15 protein-coding genes are annotated in these 18,682 nt (G+C 70.8%); 10 read left to right on the top strand and 5 right to left on the bottom strand.

Translation table 11 applies throughout. From position 1 onward, the window contains the following. Positions 1-135 precede the first annotated feature (135 nt). Positions 136-615: a hypothetical protein gene (locus tag WQO_RS06480; protein ID WP_029181960.1), complete on the top strand. Its 480-nt coding sequence runs from the start codon at positions 136-138 to the stop codon at positions 613-615. A gap of 24 nt (positions 616-639) precedes the next feature. On the opposite strand, the gene WQO_RS06475 is transcribed toward WQO_RS06480, so the two are convergent. Further along, positions 640-1,536, bottom strand: coding sequence for a DUF4231 domain-containing protein (locus WQO_RS06475; protein ID WP_032747716.1), 897 nt, complete (start codon positions 1,534-1,536; stop codon positions 640-642). A 659-nt stretch (positions 1,537-2,195) separates the two neighbouring features. On the opposite strand from WQO_RS06475, the gene fxsA reads away from it, so the two are divergent. The 4 genes from fxsA to fxsT all read left to right on the top strand — a co-directional run bounded on the left by fxsA (position 2,196) and on the right by fxsT (position 10,067). Next, complete coding sequence (gene fxsA, locus WQO_RS34420) at positions 2,196-2,360, top strand: FxSxx-COOH cyclophane-containing RiPP peptide (protein WP_010056998.1); 165 nt, start codon at positions 2,196-2,198, stop codon at positions 2,358-2,360. 30 nt (positions 2,361-2,390) lie between these two features. Next, complete coding sequence (gene fxsBH / locus WQO_RS06470) at positions 2,391-4,721, top strand: radical SAM/SPASM protein FxsBH, inactivated beta-hydroxylase extension form (protein WP_010056999.1); 2,331 nt, start codon at positions 2,391-2,393, stop codon at positions 4,719-4,721. A 73-nt stretch (positions 4,722-4,794) separates the two neighbouring features. Further along, positions 4,795-6,135, top strand: a complete 1,341-nt coding sequence (gene fsxC / locus WQO_RS06465) for an FxsC protein (protein ID WP_158514062.1) — start codon at positions 4,795-4,797, stop codon at positions 6,133-6,135. Next, positions 6,132-10,067 carry an FxSxx-COOH system tetratricopeptide repeat protein gene (gene fxsT / locus WQO_RS06460; RefSeq protein ID WP_010057001.1) on the top strand — a complete coding sequence of 1,312 codons (3,936 nt, stop codon included), beginning with the start codon at positions 6,132-6,134 and terminating at the stop codon, positions 10,065-10,067. Before fsxC ends, fxsT begins: the two co-directional genes overlap by 4 nt. 84 nt (positions 10,068-10,151) lie before the next feature. On the opposite strand, the gene WQO_RS06455 is transcribed toward fxsT, so the two are convergent. Further along, a complete protein-coding gene (locus WQO_RS06455; RefSeq protein WP_010057003.1) occupies positions 10,152-11,039 on the bottom strand; it encodes an alpha/beta fold hydrolase in 888 nt (295 codons plus the stop codon). 448 nt (positions 11,040-11,487) lie between these two features. On the opposite strand from WQO_RS06455, the gene WQO_RS06450 reads away from it, so the two are divergent. After that, positions 11,488-12,573 (top strand): S1 family peptidase, encoded by a 1,086-nt coding sequence (locus WQO_RS06450; protein WP_010057005.1) that lies wholly within the window; start codon positions 11,488-11,490, stop codon positions 12,571-12,573. Positions 12,574-12,667: 94 nt separating this feature from the next. Here WQO_RS06450 and WQO_RS06445 read toward each other — a convergent pair whose 3' ends face one another. Then, positions 12,668-13,165 carry a phospholipase gene (locus WQO_RS06445; RefSeq protein ID WP_010057007.1) on the bottom strand — a complete coding sequence of 166 codons (498 nt, stop codon included), beginning with the start codon at positions 13,163-13,165 and terminating at the stop codon, positions 12,668-12,670. Positions 13,166-13,529: 364 nt separating this feature from the next. Here WQO_RS06445 and WQO_RS06440 point away from each other — a divergent pair, with 364 nt between their 5' ends. After that, a complete protein-coding gene (locus WQO_RS06440; protein WP_010057009.1) occupies positions 13,530-14,420 on the top strand; it encodes an esterase/lipase family protein in 891 nt (296 codons plus the stop codon). A gap of 129 nt (positions 14,421-14,549) precedes the next feature. Here WQO_RS06440 and WQO_RS06435 read toward each other — a convergent pair whose 3' ends face one another. After that, the gene (locus WQO_RS06435) at positions 14,550-15,590 is read right to left on the bottom strand and encodes a lytic polysaccharide monooxygenase auxiliary activity family 9 protein (protein WP_058953889.1); all 1,041 of its coding nucleotides are present in this window, start codon (positions 15,588-15,590) and stop codon (positions 14,550-14,552) included. A gap of 221 nt (positions 15,591-15,811) precedes the next feature. On the opposite strand from WQO_RS06435, the gene WQO_RS06430 reads away from it, so the two are divergent. Continuing rightward, a complete protein-coding gene (locus tag WQO_RS06430; RefSeq protein WP_010057011.1) occupies positions 15,812-16,252 on the top strand; it encodes a DUF5959 family protein in 441 nt (146 codons plus the stop codon). Positions 16,253-16,303: 51 nt separating this feature from the next. On the opposite strand, the gene WQO_RS06425 is transcribed toward WQO_RS06430, so the two are convergent. Next, complete coding sequence (locus WQO_RS06425) at positions 16,304-16,990, bottom strand: response regulator (RefSeq protein WP_029181963.1); 687 nt, start codon at positions 16,988-16,990, stop codon at positions 16,304-16,306. A 115-nt stretch (positions 16,991-17,105) separates the two neighbouring features. Here WQO_RS06425 and WQO_RS06420 point away from each other — a divergent pair, with 115 nt between their 5' ends. Both WQO_RS06420 and WQO_RS06415 read left to right on the top strand, forming a co-directional pair. After that, positions 17,106-18,089 carry a Bug family tripartite tricarboxylate transporter substrate binding protein gene (locus WQO_RS06420; RefSeq protein ID WP_010057013.1) on the top strand — a complete coding sequence of 328 codons (984 nt, stop codon included), beginning with the start codon at positions 17,106-17,108 and terminating at the stop codon, positions 18,087-18,089. Continuing rightward, positions 18,086-18,679: a tripartite tricarboxylate transporter TctB family protein gene (locus tag WQO_RS06415; RefSeq protein ID WP_010057014.1), complete on the top strand. Its 594-nt coding sequence runs from the start codon at positions 18,086-18,088 to the stop codon at positions 18,677-18,679. The genes WQO_RS06420 and WQO_RS06415 overlap by 4 nt, the downstream gene beginning before the upstream one ends. Positions 18,680-18,682 lie beyond the last annotated feature (3 nt).

Genomic DNA, 18,682 nt, shown 5'->3' with positions numbered 1-18,682 from the left:
GAATTCCGGACGGGGGCTCCCGCTCGCCGGGGGGCTCTTGAGAGGATGTCGCCACGACGGATCGTCGTGACGGGGCGGCAGGGGGCGGGGGCGCTCCCGGGGTGCGCTCCGCTGGCATCAGGGGGTAGCAGGTCCGTGTATCGCATCGGAGTGACCGGTCACCGCTCCATCCCCGCCGAGGCGGAGGCCCATGTCCTCGCCGGAATGCGGGCCGCCCTCTGCGGACGCGACCGCCCCAGCCAGGCCCTCTCCAGCCTGGCGGTCGGCGCCGACCAGCTCTTCGCCGACCTCGCCCTCACCTGCGGCGCCGAACTGACCGCCGTGATCCCCAGCGGCGACTACGAGGCCTGCTTCGACAACGCCGCCGACCTCGCCCGCTACCGCACACTCAAGGCGCGCGCGGCACGGGAGGTCCGGCTCGACTTCCCGCACTCCACCGACGAGGCGTACTACGCGGCGGGCGCCTACATCGCCGACCACTGCGACCGGCTGCTCGCGGTCTGGGACGGCCTCCCCGCCCGGGGCCTCGGCGGAACGGGCGACATCGTGACGTACGCCCGCACGCTCGGCCGCCCCGTCACCGTCATCTGGCGCGACGGGGTGCTGCGCGGCTGACCCCGGCCGGGGCGGGGGAGCGGGTCACACGCGGTGTCTGACCAGCCAGTCGGTGTGCTCGGGCGACACGATCCGCTCGGTCTCGAACACCGCCGCCGGCCAGTGCCGTTCGGTGAGGGTGGTCTCCATGGCGGCCTGCATCGACTCCAGGTCCTCCTCCACCAGCGAGTGCGCCGAGATCAGCGGATGGTGCCGGCGCATCTCGTTCCAGGCGAGACAGGCCGCCGCCGCCGCGGACAGCGCCCCCGTCAGACCGAACGACCGGCCCACGCCGAAGGTCTGGAGCACACTCAGCGCCAGCGCCGGGAGCGTCAGCGCGACAATGGCACCCGACCACATGAGCGCCCCGCGCCGGGAGGCCTGCTGACGCCGGCGGTACCAACGGCGCTGTTCGATGAGCCGGTCCCGTACGTATGTCTCCTTGCGGACCGTGTACGCCTTGTTCCGCAAGGCGCGCATGGACTCCGTGATCAGTCCGCCGGAATCCGGCAGCTCCTCGCGCGGGTCGGCCCAGCCCACCTTCCGCAGCTCCTGGAGACCGTCCTCCAGACGATTGGCGAACAGCGCCTCCGGATGCTCGGACGCACTGTCGAACGGGGCGCCGTGCACCGCGTAGCGCCAGCAGTTCGATTTGATGAACTCCGCTGCGGAGCGGTTGAGTTGCCAATGCGACTTTGCTTTGCGCTGGGAGGCGAGGAAGGTAGTGAAGAGCACGCCCAGATAGGCCAGCACCGCCGCGCCGTACAGCGCCCGGGCCGCGGGCCCGTCGTCGGCGTCCCAGGGCAGCGCCGCGGGCACCGTGCCGGCCACGAGCAGCGCCAGCTGCACCCGGGTGGTGTTCACGGCCTCGCGCTGGCGGGCCACGGCGATCGCGTCCGTGTGATGGAACAGCTCAGGCAGGTCGTCGTTCCTGAAGACCATGGATCTCAGCGGCTCGGGCAGCGCCGTCACGGTCGCCTCCGTCTGCAGTTGTCGTATGACCCGGCCGGCCGTCACGCCTCACCCGCCCGGGGCCACGAGAGTAGGGGGGAGGGAAGGGCCGGGCAAGAGCGTCCCGGCCCCCCGGACGGCTGCCACGACGGGGTTCGGCCACCTCCGCGAAGGGGGTGACGAGCAGGCCGGGCCGCTCCGTGATCGGGCCGGGGCCGGCGCACGGACCTCATGACCGCCGCGCGGAAGGCGACCTCCCCGGCGCGGAACCGGTGAACGAGTGAATTACCGACGTCGCCAGGGCGTCCCGGCGGCTCCGCGAGGCCGTGGCGGACGCGTCACGGTTCGCGCGAGCGCCCCCTCTCCGGATCGGCTCCGAAACCGCCCGCAAGCCTCCCACCTGCGAAAGCCGGCGGCGGACAAGCCGGCTCTCCCGCCCGAAGCCTCCGCCGCTCGTGGCCCGCCCACCCAAGAGGCCGAACGGAGGGGATGTTTCGACTTTCGAAACACTGGAGTGAAGGCTGTTCCGCCGGCATGTGGAGGGGCCCTACCGGTAGTAAAGTGCGCGTGCCGGGACGTGTGATGACACGGAATCCGGCAGCGTTTCAATGTCCGGAAACAGACCCCCTCAGGATCCCCCTAGGACGGCCGTGAAGACCTACGGAACCACCCCCGACTTCGCCCCTGCGAAGACCCGCGCAACCCTCGCGGCGACCGACGTCCGCAGCGCCGACGCCGTCACCAAGATCAACCGCGTATGCGGTGCGACCACGGCCCGGTCCACCCGGATCTCCACGTTCAATTCCGCTCTCTGAGCAGGCGTCAGAACTGGCTAGAATGGCGGAATGACAGGACCCCTGGTCCCCTTCCGTGAATTCGTTCTCAAAGTGCACAGCAGGTGCGATCTCGCCTGCGACCACTGCTACGTCTACGAACACGCAGATCAGAGCTGGCTGACCCGACCGAAAGCCATCTCCGACGAGGCAATTTCCTGGACGGCCCGGCGTCTGGCCGAGCATGCGACCACCCATGCGCTTCCCTCCGTCACAGTGATCCTGCACGGCGGGGAACCGCTCCTGGCAGGGCCCGCGCGACTGCGCCGGGTCTGCGAGGAGCTCGGCTCGGCCCTGAACGGCATCGCTGAGCTGGACCTCAGGATCCACACCAACGGCGTCCAGCTCAGCCCCCGTTACCTCGACCTCTTCGACGAGTTCCACGTCCGCGTCGGGATCTCGCTCGACGGCGACCGCGCCGCCAACGACCGCCACCGCCGGTACGCCGACGGACGCAGCAGCCACCCGATGGTGCTGCGCGCGGTCGACCTGCTCCGCGAGGAGCGCTACCGCCACCTGGACCTCGGCCTGCTCTGCACGGTCGACATCCACAACGACCCGGTGGCCGTGCACGACGCCCTCGCCGCGCTCGAACCCCCGCTCGTCGACTTCCTGCTGCCCCACGCCACCTGGGACGACCCGCCGCCGCGCCCGGACGGCTCGCCCACCGCGTACGCCGCATGGCTCCTGACGGTCTTCGACCGCTGGACGGAACAGGGCCGCCCCATGCCCGTCCGGATGTTCGCCTCGGTGCTCTCCAGCCTGAGCGGCGGCCCCAGCCTCACCGAGTCCCTGGGTCTCGCCCCCACCGACCTCGTCGTCATCGAGACCGACGGGAAGCTGGAACAGGTCGACTCGCTCAAGAGCGCCTACGAGGGCGCCGCCGCCACCGGGTTCGACGTCTTCCGCAACACCTTCGACGAGGTCGCCGCCCACCCCGGCGTCCGGGCGCGCCAGCTCGGTCTGGCCGGCGTCAGCGAGACCTGCCGCAGCTGCCCGGTCGTACGTTCGTGCGGCGGCGGGCTCTACACCCACCGGTACCGCTCCGACGACTCCGGCGGGGGCTTCGACAACCCGTCCGTGTACAGCGACGACCTGGCCGCCCTCATCCGGGGCATCGAGGAACGGACGGCCGCCGCCACCGAGTCACCCGCCGTCCGGTCGCCGGACGCCCTGCTCGCCGCCCACCAGGACCTGACCCGGACCCTGCTCGCCCTGGTCCACGACACCCTCGGCGGGCGGGGCGGAGCGCTCTGGGACGACGCCTGGCGGCTCGCCGCGGCGGTCGAGGCGGACACCGCCGGCGCCGACGCGCTCGACGCGGTCCTCGCGCACCCCTACACCCGTACCTGGCTGGTCGACGCCCTGGCGGACGTCGACGCCGGCCGAGGACTCACAAAACCCGCCGCCGAACGGCTCGCCGCGACCGTGGCCGCCGCCGCCGTCCGCGCCCGGCTCGACCTCCCCGTCCCCGTGGCGTACCGCGACGGAAGACTCCACCTGCCCACCCTCGGCACCGTGGTCCTCGGCGGTCCGGGGGAGCGGGGGACGGCCGTCGTGCACCCCGCGGACGGCGGATTCCTCGTCCGGGGGACGGACGCCACACCCGGCACCGAACGGCGCGTCGCACCCGACGAGCCCGAAGCCCCGCACTGGCTGCCCGTGCGCGTCCTGCGGCAGGCACCGGCCCCCGCCCTCCTCCTGGACGACCTCGACCCCCTCCGCGACTGCTTCGACGCCCCCGCGGCCGACCGTCTGGAAGCGGAGGACGCCGAGGCCTGGGCACACCGCATCGCCGAGGCCTGGTCGCTGCTGGCCGACGCCGTACCGGACCAGGCCGCCGAGGCCGCCCGTACGCTCACCACGCTCACCCCGCTGTCCACCGGGGCGGCCGCGCCGGGGCACCACGGACCCGGCGCACTCGGCGCCGGGCCGCTGACCGGCGCGGACGAGCTGGCACTCGGCCTGCTCAGCGGATTTCGCCGGGCGAAACTGCGCGCGCTCGGTGAAGTGACGGATCTTTACGCCCTGGACGGTACCTGGGACCATCGAACGCCTTGGGGGAGCGAACACGTGACGTTCTCCCAACTGCTGGCCGAGACATTCGAACGGGCGGGGCTCGGGCTTTACGAACCGCGCTTCCTCACGGGTGTTCCGGAAGCACTCGACATGATCGAAAAAGCGGCGGAGGTGACGGTCGACGGAAAACAGCTGATCGCCGCTGTCCGCAAGGAGATCAGCGGAACGCGGAGTGCGGCCGGTAAGAATCACGGAAGGAGCCTCTCGCCGTCCGGTCCTTCGGTGAACGTCCTGGCCTCTGACCGGAAAGTGACGTTCGAATGACCGAACGGGAGGGGCTGGAATGCGGCCCGCTCCGGAATGATGAGTTCGCTTGCACTCCCTTCCTCCTTCCGGGATGCGAGTGCTCATACAGGACGGGGGGCGGGTGCACGCATCGACGCAACAGCGAGCGGTGGGCCATCGGCCGTATTTCTTTCTGAGTTACGCCCACACGCCCGGGTACGGCGCCGGCACGGACCCCGATATGTGGGTCGAACGGCTTTTCCAGGATCTCTGCGGCCATGTGATGGCCATGACCGACTTACCCGCCGGCGCCCCCGCGGGCTTCATGGACCGGGAGATACGCTCCGGCGAGGGCTGGTCGGAACGGCTCGGCGACGTCCTCGCCACCTGCCGGGTCTTCGTTCCGCTGTTCTCGCCGCGCTACTTCGCCAGCGAGATGTGCGGCAAGGAGTGGTACGCCTTCGAACAGCGGGCCATCCACCACCGGGCCCGCTCCAACCAGCCGGCCGAGGCCATCGTCCCCGCGCTCTGGGTGCCGGTTCCCCCGAGCCAACTGCCCGGCTCCGCTGAGCGGTTGCAGTTCAACCACCGCGACTTCGGCGAACGGTACGTCAGTGACGGCCTCTACGGTCTGATCAAGCTCAGACTCTTCGCCGAGGAGTACGAACGGGCCGTCTACGAACTGGCCAAACGCATCGTCAGCGTCGCCGACTCGGTCCGCATCGACACCGGCCGGCCCGTCGACTACCGGCTCGCCCCCAGCGCCTTCGGCTCCCCCAGCAGCGGAGTCGGCGCCCCCCGGCCGATGCAGATCACCATCGCGGCGCCCACCCGCCACGATCTGCCCGAGGGACGCAACAGCGACCACTACGGCGACCATCCCCAGGACTGGAACCCGTACTACCCCGCCTCCGCCCGGCCGCTGGCCTACGTGGCCGAGGAACTGGTCCGCTCGCTCAACTACCAGGCCGTCATCACCTCGTTCGACGAGGACCGGCACGACGGCAAGGCCCCGCCCAGCACCCCCGAGATCCTGCTCGTCGACCGCTGGGCCCTGCGGGACGAGGACCACTGCCGCAGGCTCGCCGCCTTCGACGCGGAGAACCGGCCCTGGGTGACCATGGTCGTCCCGTGGAGCCGCGAGGACCACCAGAGCAGAGCGGCGGAGACGGAGCTCACCGAGAAGCTCGAAGCGGTCATGCCGGTCAAGATGGGCCAGGGCCGGGCCCTGTGCCGTGCCGCCGCCAAAGGAGTGCCGACGATGGAGGCGTTCGGCCAGCTCCTGCCCCAGGTGGTCGAGGTGGCCGCCCAGCAGTATCTGAAGCACGCGAAGGCCTACCCGCCCGGATCCGGCGGCGGATCCGGCGAGCGGACCCGGCTCACCGGCCCTATGGGCAACACGAGCTACATACCCGACCCGCACGACCCTGCGACGGAAGCGGAGGACCTATGAGTGCCGGTCGTGACGGGCGCATCGTCACCTTCTACTCGTACAAGGGCGGTACCGGGCGCACCATGGCGCTCGCCAACACGGCCTGGATCCTCGCGGCCAACGGCAAGCGGGTGCTGGCCGTCGACTGGGACCTGGAAGCCCCCGGACTCCACCGGTTCTTCCACCCCTTCCTCGACCCGTCCACCCTCGGCGCCACCACCGGTGTGATCGACCTGATCACCGAGTACGCCTGGGCCGCGACCAGCCCCGCCCAGCGCGCCGAGGACTGGCACCGCGACTACGCCCGTATCCAGCCGCACGCCGTGTCGCTGACCCCTGAGTCGCTCGGCTGGGAGTTCCCGCAGGGCGGCACGCTCGACTTCGTCTCCGCCGGACGGCAGAACCGCGAGTACAGCGCCACGGTCTCCACCTTCGACTGGGACAACTTCTACGACCGGTTCGGCGGCGGCCACTTCTTCGACGCCCTGCGCGACGACATGAAGGCCAACTACGACTACGTCCTCATCGACAGCCGGACCGGCCTCAGCGACATCGCCGACATCTGCACCGTCCACCTCCCGGACGTGCTCGTCGACTGCTTCACCCTCAGCGACCAGTCCATCGACGGCGCGGCCTCCGTCGCCCGCCAGATCGCCGAGCGCAACACCGGCCGCCCGATCGCCCTCTACCCCGTACCGATGCGGATCGACGAGGGCGAGAAGGAGAAGGCGGACGCCGGACGGGCGCTGGCCCGGCTCAAGTTCGACCGGCTGCCGCGCGATCTGTCCGGCGATGAACTCACCGCCTACTGGGGGGCGGTGGAGATCCCGTACCGGCCCTACTACGCCTACGAGGAGACGCTGGCCACCTTCGGGGACGAGGCCGGGCTCACCAACTCGCTGCTCTCCGCCTTCGAACGGCTCACCGCGGTCATCACCGACCGGGAGATCACCTCGATGCCCCCGGTCGGCGAGGAGGTCCGGCTGCGGATCCGCGACGCCTTCACCCGGCGCAGGCCCGCCCTGCCCGCCGATCTCCACCTCAGCTATGTGGCGGAGAACCGGATGTGGGCCGACTGGCTCGAATCGATCCTCACCCGGGCCGGTTTCCGCGTCGTCCCGCGCGACGTCTCCGCCGAACGCCCGCCCGAGGAGCCGGCCGACACCACCGCCGAGAACGCCGCCCGCACCGTGGTCCTGCTCTCCAGCGCCTATCTCAAGTCCCAGCGCGCGGTCGAGCTGTGGGAACGGACCGCATCCGAGTCCATGGGCAGCGGTCGCCGCCGGCTGGTCCCGCTGCGGGTCGGGGACGTACGGCTGACCACCCCGTACATCGACCGGAACCCGATCGACCTCTACCGGCTGGACGAGGTGCACGCCACCACCGCCGTGATGCGGGCCCTGGACCGCCCGGTGCAGGTGACCGACGGGGTCTCGCCCGGGCCCCGCTTCCCCGGCACCGTGCCGAGGATCTGGAACGCGCCGCCCCGCAACCCCGGCTTCACTGGCCGCTCGCTCGTCCTGGAGCGGATGCGCGACCAGCTCGGCGGCGGTTTGGCCGTCGTCCTGCCGCAGCCGCAGACCCTGTACGGACTCGGCGGCGTCGGCAAGACCCAGGTGGCCCTGGAGTACGTGCACCGCTTCATGGCCGACTACGACCTGGTGTGGTGGATATCGTCCGAGCAGCCCGACGACGTCGTCGCCTCGCTCGCCGAACTCGCCGGCCGGCTCGGCGCCCAGGGTGGCGACGACATGGCGGCCGCCTCCCAGGAGGCCGTCGACCTGCTGCGGCGCGGGGTGCCCTCCGACCGCTGGCTGCTGGTCTTCGACAACGCGGACGACCCCGAGCAGCTGCGCCGCTACTTCCCGCAGGGAGGGTCCGGCCACATCCTGGTGACCTCCCGCAACCAGAGCTGGTCCCAGCACGGTGACGCGCTGCCCGTGGACGTCTTCCTCCGCGAGGAGTCCATCGAACACCTCCAGCGCCGGGCCCCGGGGCTCAGCGACGACGACGCCGACCAGGTGGCGACCGCGGTGGGCGACCTGCCGCTGGCCGTGGAGCAGGCGGCCGCCTGGATCGCGGAGACCGCCACCCCCATCGGCACCTATCTCGAACAGCTCGCCCAGCAGGCGACCCAGGTCCTCGCGCTCAACCAGCCGGCCGGCTACCCGGAGCCGGTCGCAGCGACCTGGAACATCTCCATCTCCCGGCTCAAGGAGCGTTCGCCCGCCGCCGTTCGGCTGCTTCAGCTCTGTGCCTTCTTCGCCCCGGAGCCGATCTCCGCGAACCTCCTCTACAGCAAGGAGATGATCGACGCGCTGAAGCCGTACGACTCCTCGCTCCAGGAGAAGCTGGTGCTCGGCCGGGTCATCCGGGAGATCGGCCGCTTCGCCCTCGCCAAGGTCGACCAGGTCTCCAACTCCATCCAGGTGCACCGCCTCGTCCAGGCCGTGATCAAGGCACAGCTCAGCGAGGAGGAGCAGCGTGAGGCCCGGCACGTCGTGCACCGCATCCTCGCCGGGGCCCGGCCCGACGACGACGAGCCGATAGACAATCCGGCCACCTGGCCGACCTTCGCCACGATCTGGCCGCACCTCGGCCCCTCCGACGCCCGCAACTGCACCGAGCCGGAGACCCGCAGGCTCCTGATCGACCGGGTCCGCTACCTCTGGAAGCGCGGCGACGTCAGGACCGCGTGGGCGCTGGGCGAGGATCTGCGCGAGCTCTGGCGCGAGAAGCTGGGCGAGCGCGATCTCCAGTACCTCTACCTCCGCTTCCACCTCTCCAACATCCTTCGCACACGCGGGCGTTACGTGGAGGCGAGGGAGCTGGACCAGGTCACCCTGGAACGCCAGCGCGAGGTGCTGGGACCCGAGCACCCGCACACGTACATGACCACCAGCAGCCTGGCCATCGACCTCGGCCTGCTGGGGGACTACGCGGGGGCGATCGAGATGGCGACCGAGGCCCACGAGGGGTTCGGGCAGATCTTCCACGACTCCCACCCCCGGACCCTGGCCGCGGCCAACAACCTGGCGCTGAACCTGCGCAGCGTCGGCCAGTATGCCCGCGCCCGGGAGATCGACCAGGACGTCTACGACCTCCGCACCCAGGTGCTCGGAGCGGAACACCCCTACAGCCTCTCCTCGGCCATGAACCTCGCCCGTGACCTGCGGGAAGTCGGGCGTTACGAGGACTCGGCGGCACTGCTCAGCACGACGTACAACAGCTTCAAGGAGACGATGGGCCGCAGCTTCCCGACCACGCTGAGCGCCGCCAAGAGCCTCGCGGTGTCGTTGCGCAGGGCGGGCCGGCTGGAGGACGCGCGCCGTCTCACGGTGGCGACCCGCGCCCGGTACCGGGCGAAGTACACCACCGCCAACCCCGATTCACTGGCCTGCGACCTCAACCTCGCCGCCGACCTGTTCGCGGCCGGGGAGAGTGCCGAGGCGAGGGACACGGCGCAGGAGGTCGTCGACCAGTACATGAAGGTGCCGGGGGAGAAGCACCCGTACACCCTGGCCGCGCAGAACAACCTCGGCGTCTATCTGACCGGGGCCGGAGAGCCGGAAGCGGCGGAGCGGGTGCTGAAACTGGTCGTCGCGGGCATGCGCGAGGCCTTCGGCCGGGAGCACCCCAACACCCTGTTCTGTGTGATGAACCTGGCCAGCGCGACGGCGGACCGGGGTGAGCTGGACATCGTGCTGGAGACCGAGCAGCGGCTGTGCGGCCAGTTGCGGGAGGCGCTCGGGGCGCACCATCCGGAGACCCTGGCCATGACCTCGAACATGGCGGTCACGCTGGACGCCATGGGGCGCGAGGAGGAGGCGGTACAGCTGCGGGCGGACATCGTTCCCGACCTGTCGCGCCTGCTCGGCGACGACCATCCGCTGGTCCGGATCGCCCGGTCCGAGGAGCGGTTCCGGCGGGAGCTGGAACCCATGTCGGTGTGACGCACCTCGCGCCGGGAGGCCAGGGGGTGTCCGGCGGATCAGGGCCGGACGCCCCCTCCTCCTCCCGGCGCACGGCGGCCGGGGTCAGTTCCCGCCGCAGTGCTCCCGCTCGTCCAGCAGCCAGTCGAGGATGCGGGGGAGCATGGGGAACGCGTCGAAGTGCGCCGCCCTCGGCTCCAGTACGGTCGTGGCGCCCGGGATCTGCCCCGCCAGCCAGCGGGAGTGGCCGACCGGGGAGAAGACGTCCTTCTCCCCGTGCCAGAGCAGCACCTTGCCGACGATGTGGGCCGGATCGAACCCCCAGGGGCGGCAGAACGCGATGGCGTCGTCGATCCAGCCGTACGCCGAGTTGCGCAGCCCCTCGCTGAAGTTGCGCAGCAGCATGGACCGGATGCCCGCGTCGTTGACCACCAGCCGGTCGGAGTCGGTCAGTTCCCGGCGCAGATCGTCCAGCAGCCGGACCGGGTCCTGCCGGATCTGTGCCGAGCGGACGATGAAGGACCGTGCCAGGGACTCCGGGTCGTCGGCCGCCGTGGAGTACGCGAGCACATTGGACGCGCTCATCCCCTCGAACCAGTCGAGCCCGGCCGCGTCCCGGGGTGCGAGACTGACCAGGGCCGCGGTCCGGGTGACCCGTTCCGGCATCAGCGCCGCGCAGGCCAGGGCGTGCGGGGCCCCGCCGGAGCGGCCGACCACGGCGAAGCGGTCGAGTGCCAGCGCGTCGGCGATGGCGCGGACGTCCTCGACGACGTCGCTGATCCGCCGGCCCTCGTGGCGGTCGCTGCCGCCGTAGCCCGGGCGGTCGTAGGCGATCAGCTGCGTATGGCGCTGGTAGAGGACCATGCCGCGGGGAGCGGGGCCGAGCCGGCTGCCCGGGGTGCCGTGGAGGAGGAAGACGGGTCTTCCCCGTGGATCGCCCATCCGCTCGACCATCAGATGCCGCCCGTCCGCCGCGAGCACCCGATTGCGCACCCGTGCCTCCCCCGCTCGGTCAACCGGTCACCCGGCGGGCCCGGACCCGTGGTGCTCCCGGTGCCTGCCGCCGTTTCGATGATGACCCATCAGGGGCGTTACGGGGACCGTTCGTCGACGAGGAACTGTGAAGGTCCTGGGAGGCGGCCGAGGGACGATTCCCGTCGCCATCCGGACGGACCGCACCACCATCCGGACCGAGGGGGCGAGAATCGGACAGGACTAGTCCTCACCCTGGGGCCGTCGACGGTTGCAGCGGGTGTTTGCGAAGGGAACCGACATGGCGTGACCCGGGGTAAGTGAACGACCCGAGGGCGAAGCGTCGGTGTCGTGTGCACGTCCGGAAGTCGGCCTTGTGTGCGTTTCCCGGCCTCGGAATAGTGGGCGCCCCATCCTCCGTGTACGGGCACCCCACATGCTCCGTGCGCGGCCCCACAGGAGGTCGAAGTTGAAGCATCGACGCATATCCAGGAAGCGCGCGACGCTGGCCGGCTCGGCCGTCGTCGCCCTGGTCGCAGCGGGATTCACGTTCCAGTCTGCGAACGCCAGTGACGATGTGCCGCAGTTCGCGGCCAAGACTCTCAGCGCGGACGCGGCCGGAAAGCTCGCCGACAGCCTGGACCGTGATCTGGGTGCGGACGCGGCGGGCTCGTACTACGACACGACGGCGAAGGCTCTCGTCGTGAACGTCGTCGACGAGGCCGGCGCCGAGCAGGTCCGCCAGGCGGGCGCCAAGGCCAGAATCGTGCAGAACTCCCTCGCCGAGCTGAAGTCGGCCCGGCAGACCCTCACCGACAAGGCGACGATCCCGGGCACCTCCTGGGCCGTCGACCCGGTGACCAACAAGGTGAAGGTCACCGCCGACAGCACGGTCGACGGCGCGGCCTGGAAGAAGCTCTCGGCCGTGGTCGATGGCCTCGGCGGCAAGGCCGAACTCACGAAGACCAAGGGTGAGTTCAAGCCGCTGATCGCGGGCGGCGACGCGATCTGGGGCTCCGGCTCCCGCTGCTCGCTCGGCTTCAACGTGGTCAAGGACGGCGAACCGTACTTCCTGACCGCCGGGCACTGCACCGAGTCCGTCAGCAGCTGGTCGGACAGCCAGGGCGGCGCGGAGATCGGGGCGAACGAGGGCTCCAGCTTCCCGGAGAACGACTACGGCCTGGTCAAGTACACCTCGGACACCGAGCACCCGAGCGAGGTGAACCTCTACGACGGCTCCACCCAGGCGATCACCCAGGCCGGTGACGCGACGGTCGGCCAGGCGGTCACCCGCAGCGGTTCCACCACCCAGGTGCACGACGGCGAGGTCACCGGGCTGGACGCCACGGTCAACTACGGCAACGGCGACATCGTCAACGGCCTCATCGAGACGACGGTCTGCGCCGAGCCGGGCGACAGCGGCGGCGCCCTCTTCGCGGGCGACACCGCACTCGGTCTGACCTCGGGCGGCAGCGGCGACTGCTCCTCGGGAGGTACGACCTTCTTCCAGCCGGTCCCGGAGGCGCTGGCCGCCTACGGCGCCGAGATCGGCTGACACGCACCACCGCTCCACCGTGCGACGGCGCGAGGAAGGGCCCCCGGTTCGCCGGGGGCCCTTCCCGTATGCCCGGACGTGATCGAGATCGGGCTCAGGCGGCCCGGGGCAGATTGCGGGCGCCCCCGTCCGCCGGGGAGACGCCGAAGACCTTCACGGCCTGGTAGTAGGTCCAGGCCGTGCTGTTGCACGAGGTCTTCGTCGCGCCCGAGTAGCCGGCGCACACACGCTTGAGGTCCTCGTAGAAGGCGGAGTCGATCCGGGCCTTGTTGGCGGAGAACGTGCCCGCGGCCTTGTGGTTCCGGTACCCGAAGTCGTGGCGGGCGCAGGAGTTCTGGAACGGGAAGCCGAAGGGGTTGTCGGGGGAGCTGCTGCAGTAGTCCGTCGACCAGTCGAAGCCGTACGCCGCCCAGGCGCCCTGGTTGTTGCGGGCGGCGTTCCAGGCGTTGTAGCTGGAGGCGCTCGTCTGGGTCCAGGAGCTGAGCACCTGGGGCTTGTCCGCGGGGGCGGCCGAGGCGGAGACGGCGGAGCCCAGGGTGAGGGGGAGTGACAGGGCGACGGCGGCGAGCGGAACCGTGAAGCGACGACGCATGGACGACCTCCGTGGGGGTGAAGGGAGTTGCTCCTGAGGCGCTCCTCGCCGGGTGGTGCGAGGGAGCAGGAGCAGCATGTCGTCATGAACGCGTCATGCCTAGATGTCGCACCGAGTGGACATCGGGAATTGTCCGTCCGGCACCGGGAGTTGGGGCGCACGTCGGTCGGGGTGGCCGTCGGGGCTCTGGCCGCGGCCGACGTCATTACGTGATCCCGCCCGGGGTCGCGCCACTTTTTACCGACGCGTAACTTCCCTCGCCTGCTTACTCGTGCGTAGCTTGGCATGAGCACATAAAGCTTGTGGTCCGGACCACAGGGCGCACCGCCATCGCACCTCCCTTGAGCCGCAAGGAGACCCCACGATGCTGCCCTGGTTCCGTGCTGCGCGCGTTCCCCGCACGCGCAGTCTGCTCGCCGCCCTGCTTCTCGCCCTCACCGTTCTCGTCGCCCCCACGGCGACCGCGAGCGCGGCCCCCGCTGCCGAAGCGGCCACGTCGCGAGGCTGGAACGACTACTCCTGCAAGCCTTCCGCCGCTCATCCCCGCCCGGTCGTCCTGGTCCACGGAACCTTCGGGAACTCGATCGACAACTGGCTGGTCCTTGCCCCCTACCTGGTCAACCGGGGTTACTGCGTCTTCTCCCTCGACTACGGCCAGCTGCCGGGCGTGCCGTTCTTCCACGGCCTCGGACCCATCGACAAGTCCGCCGAACAGCTCGACGTGTTCGTCGACAAGGTGCTCGACGCCACCGGAGCCCCGAAGGCCGACATCGTCGGCCACTCCCAGGGCGGCATGATGCCGAACTACTACCTGAAGTTCCTCGGCGGCGCCGACAAGGTCAACGCCCTCGTCGGCATCGCCCCGGACAACCACGGCACCACGCTGCTCGGCCTCACCAGGCTCCTGCCGTACTTCCCCGGCGTGGAGAAGTTCATCAGCGACAAGACCCCCGGACTCGCCGACCAGGTCGCGGGGTCGCCCTTCATCACCAAGCTCACGGCGGGCGGCGACACCGTTCCCGGCGTCCGCTACACCGTCATCGCGACCAAGTACGACCAGGTCGTGACCCCGTACCGCACGCAGTACCTGGACGGGCCGAACGTACGCAATGTGCTGCTCCAGGACCTGTGCCCGGTCGACCTCTCCGAGCACGTCGCGATCGGGACCGTCGACCGCATCGCCTTCCACGAGGTGGCCAACGCCCTCGACCCGGCCCGCGCCACCCCGACCACCTGCGCCTCGGTCATCGGCTGACCCACCGCACGGCAACGGGCCGGGGCCCGCCGTCCGACAGTACGGACAGCGGGCCCCGGCCCGTCTCATGTCCTGCCGCGCCCGACGTCCCGGAGGGACGCGGCAGGGGTACGGAGAGGGGCGCCGCGGTCAGCGGCTGTGGCGCCCCGCCGCGGCGGCGGCCCGCCGGCGCTGCGAGGCGAACAGCACGGCCGCACCGGCGGCGAGCACTCCGGCGCCCCCGATCGCCAGGTAGGTGCTGCTGCTGGAACCACCGGTCTCGGCCAGCACCTCGTCCTTGCTCGCGGTGTTCACCTCGGGGGCGTTGCCCTCGGCCTTCGTCTCCGGGGCGGCCGGAGCGGCGGCGGTGACCTTCGCCCCGGTGCCGGCGTCGTCGTCACCGTGGCCGTTGTGCTCGACGGAGGACTTCTCGGCGCCCTCGGTGATCGCCTCCTCGGACGGCGCGGAGGGAGCCGGCGCCGGAGCCTCGGCACCGGCGTCACCACCGGACCCCTGCTCACCCTCTTCCTTCTCCGCCGACCCGCCGCCCGCCGACCCGCCGCCGAACGTCACGTCGGAGCAGGCGTAGAAGGCCTCGGGGGAGTCGGAACGCTGCCAGATCGTGTAGACCAGCTGGCGCCCGGAGCGCTCGGGGATCGTCCCGTCGAAGACGTACGAACCGTTCTCCAGCACCGGGTCGGTGACCTCGGCGAAGGGCTTCGCCTCCAGGTCCGACCAGGCCAGCGGCTTCGTGGCGTCATACCCCGGCTTCGTCATGTACAGCTCGAACGACCCCTTGTGCGGGGCCGTCGCCCGGAACCGGAAGGTGTGCTTGCCCGCCGACAGCGCGGTGGCCGGCCAGTCGGCGCGCGGCAGGTCGAGGCCCTTGAACTTGTCGTTGGCCGCGCTGCAGAGCTTGCCGTCCGGGATCAGATCACGGTGCTTGCCCGCCGCGTTGGCGATGTTGACGCCGTTCCAGTCGTACAGCGCCTGCGTACCCCCCGCCGCGACGGCCGCCTGGCACGCCGCCGACTTCGGACTCTCCGGCCCCTCCGCGAAGCACGCCGACACCCGGCTCACCGGATCGGTCAGCGAACCGTGCGCGACGGCCGGCGTGGCGGTCAGCCCGGCGAGCGCGAGCGGTGCGAGTCCGAGGGCGAGAACTCCGGCGGCCTTGCGACGAGCGGTCATGGGTGGAACTCCTTCGAAACGGCAGTGCTGTCGGGGGGTGGCGATCAGCAAGCTAGCCGCTCGGAAGGGCGAAAACCCCTGTTGGGAGGGGTGAGGGTGATCCTTATGGTGCGGTTAAGGAGGGGCTAAGAGGGCGCTCAGGTAGGAGGCCGCCACCATCGTTGCGGACCGGGTGCGAGAGGATCGGAGCGTCCGGTTCGCCCACTCGTCCATGAGGTGTCGTGATCGACGGTGTGCATGCCGTGGAGCTCTTCCGGTTCGCTGACCGGGTGCAGAGCGTGACCCTCCGGGTCGCGTGTGATGCACCGATGGTGCCGGGGGAGGAGAGCTACTACGCGGCCGAGATCGTGCTGGAGAGCGACTTCGTCAACGGCACTGTGGGACTGCACATTTCAGGCGGGGGCCTGGATGAGTGGGGCCGTTGTCTCGATGCGCTCGAGGCGGAGGAGGGAGCCGAGTGGCCGCCCGGCGGTCGGAGTGCGTGGCTCTCCGTGGTCCCCGACGATCCGCTGGAGGTGACGGTGCACGACTCGTCATCGACGCAGATTGCCGTACGGGTTCCCGTGGACGTGGCGACCGGGTGGCTGGAGGAGAACCGGCTGCGGCTCGAGCACGTCCGCGAGGCGATCGCGCGGATGCGACCCGGAGGCCCGACGCGATGAGGTGACCCTGGGGGCGCGACGCGCTCCAGGTTCAGCGGCGCCCCGGCCCCCTCACCCCTTCCACCGGTACCGCCGCTCCGGCCGCCCCGTCCCCCCATAGCGCAGCGTCACCTCCGCGCGGCCCGTTCCGGCGAACCACTCCAGGTAGCGGCGCGCGCTCACCCGGGACAGGGATCCCGCCTCGGCGCACTCCGATGCCGACAGGCCCCCGGGGTGGTCGCGCAGGGTGCGTTCCACCAGGTCGGCCGTGGGGGCGGCCAGGCCCTTCGGCAGCTCGCGGGAGCCGGGTGGGCGGGTGCCGAAGATCTGGTCGACGTCCTCCTGGCGGGCCTCTCCCAGCTCGTCCAGGCGGGTCCGCAGCGAGGCGACATGGCGTAGCTGTTCCTGGAGGGCGGACCGGTTGAACGGCTTGATCAGGTAGTGGAGGGCGCCGGCCCGCAGCGCCGCCCGGATCACCCCGGCGTCCCGGGCCGCCGTGATGAACAGGGCGTCCGTGCTGGGGCGGGAGGCGTCCCGCTCCTCCGCCGTGCGCAGGGCGCGCAGGACGTCGATCCCGTCCATGTCCGGCAGATAGATGTCGAGCAGCACCAGATCGGGGTGCAGCCGCTCGGCGGCCCTCAGGGCATCCGCGCCGTTGTGCGCCACCCCTACCACCGTAAAACCGTCCATCGCGGACACATAGCGGCCGTGCAGCTTCGCGACCATGAAGTCGTCGTCCACCACCAGCACCGTCGTCACGCCGCCACGGTAGGCCGCGACCTCAACGACCACAACGTCCGTTGATACCGGAAGAGAGACAGCTTCTTAACGCGCAGGCAACATGTGGGCCACTTCACAGCGAAAGGCGGAACCTGTGCGACTGCGCACTCTCCTCGCCCTGTTCGGGGCCGCGCTGCTCGTGGTGGTGGGGCCACCCCTGCTCTCCACGGGCGACGGCTCCGACACCGGCACTCAGATTCCCGGGCTCCGCTTCATGGTCCCCAACACCCCCGGCGGCGGTTACGACATCACCGCCCGCACCATGGCCAAGAACGCCGAGGACGCCGGACTCACCCACAACATCGAGGTCTTCAACCTGCCGGGCGCCGGCGGAACGGTCGGCCTGACCCGGCTCGTCGGCGAACACGGCAACGGCAAGCTCGCGCTCTCCATGGGCCTCGGCGTCGTCGGCGCCGTCCACACCAACAAGTCCCCGAGCACCCTCGCCGACACCACCCCGATCGCCCGGCTCACCGAGGAGCCCGACATCGTGGTGGTGGCCAAGAACTCGCCCTACCGCACCATCGCCGACCTCCTCGCCGCCTGGAAGAAGGACCCGGCCCGGGTCCCCGTAGGCGGCGGCTCCTCGCCCGGCGGCCCGGACCACCTCGCCCCGATGCTCATGGCGCAGGCAGCCGGAATCGCGCCGAAGACGGTCAACTACGTGCCGTTCGACGGCGGCGGCGAACTCCTCGCCTCCATCCTGGGCAACAAGGTCGGCTTCGGGGTCTCCGGCCTCGGCGAGTACCGCGACCAGATCGAGGCGGGCGAGCTGCGGCTGCTCGCCGTGACCGGCCCCCAGCGGGTGCCGGGCCTCGACGCCCCCACCCTGCGCGAGGCCGGACTCGACACCGAGTTCACCAACTGGCGCGGCATCGTCGCACCGCCCGGCCTCTCGGACGCCGAACGCGACAAGCTCACCGGTCTCATCCGCAAGCTCCACGCCTCGAAGGAGTGGAAGGAGTCGATGAAGACGAACGGCTGGGACGACGCCTTCCTCGCCGGTGAACCCTTCGGCGACTTCCTCGACGAGCAGGACCGGCGCGTCGCCACCGTCCTCAAGGAGCTGGGACTGTGACCACCGAATCGACAGAACCCGCCGGGTCCACCGGATCGGCCGAAACCGCCGGACCCGCCGGGTCGGCCGAACCCACAGGTGCGAGCGGGAACACCACCCGCGCCTGGCTGCGCGAACGCTCCGAACTCGGCGTCTGTGTGCTGCTGTTCGCGCTCGGCGTGCTCGTCCTCACCGACGCCCTCACCATGGACGTCGACATCGCCCAGCGCGGTCCCATCGGCCCCCGCACCGTCCCCTTCGTCGTCGGCGCCGGGCTCCTCCTGGTCGGGGCCCTGCTCGCCGTCGACGTCCTGCGCGGCGGACGCGGTGAGGCAGAGGGCGGCGAGGACGTCGACCTCGACGAGCCCGCCGACTGGCGCACCGTCCTCCTGCTCACCGGGGTCTTCCTCGCCGCCGCCGTCCTGATCGGCCCGCTCGGCTTCCCGATCGCCGGGGCGCTGCTCTTCTGGGGGGCCGCCTACGCACTGGGCAGCCGCCACTACGACCGCGACCCGCTCATCGCGGCCGGGCTCTCCCTCTTCACCTACTTCGTCTTCGACAACCTGCTCGGTGTCCCCCTTCCGGGCGGCCCGCTGATGGGGGTGCTCTGACCG

Source organism: Streptomyces globisporus C-1027, from assembly GCF_000261345.2.
In the GTDB taxonomy this organism is placed as follows: Bacteria; Actinomycetota; Actinomycetes; order Streptomycetales; family Streptomycetaceae; genus Streptomyces; species Streptomyces pakalii.
The sequence above is the reverse complement of the archived record's forward strand: the minus strand, read 5'-3'. Positions and strand labels throughout refer to the sequence as shown.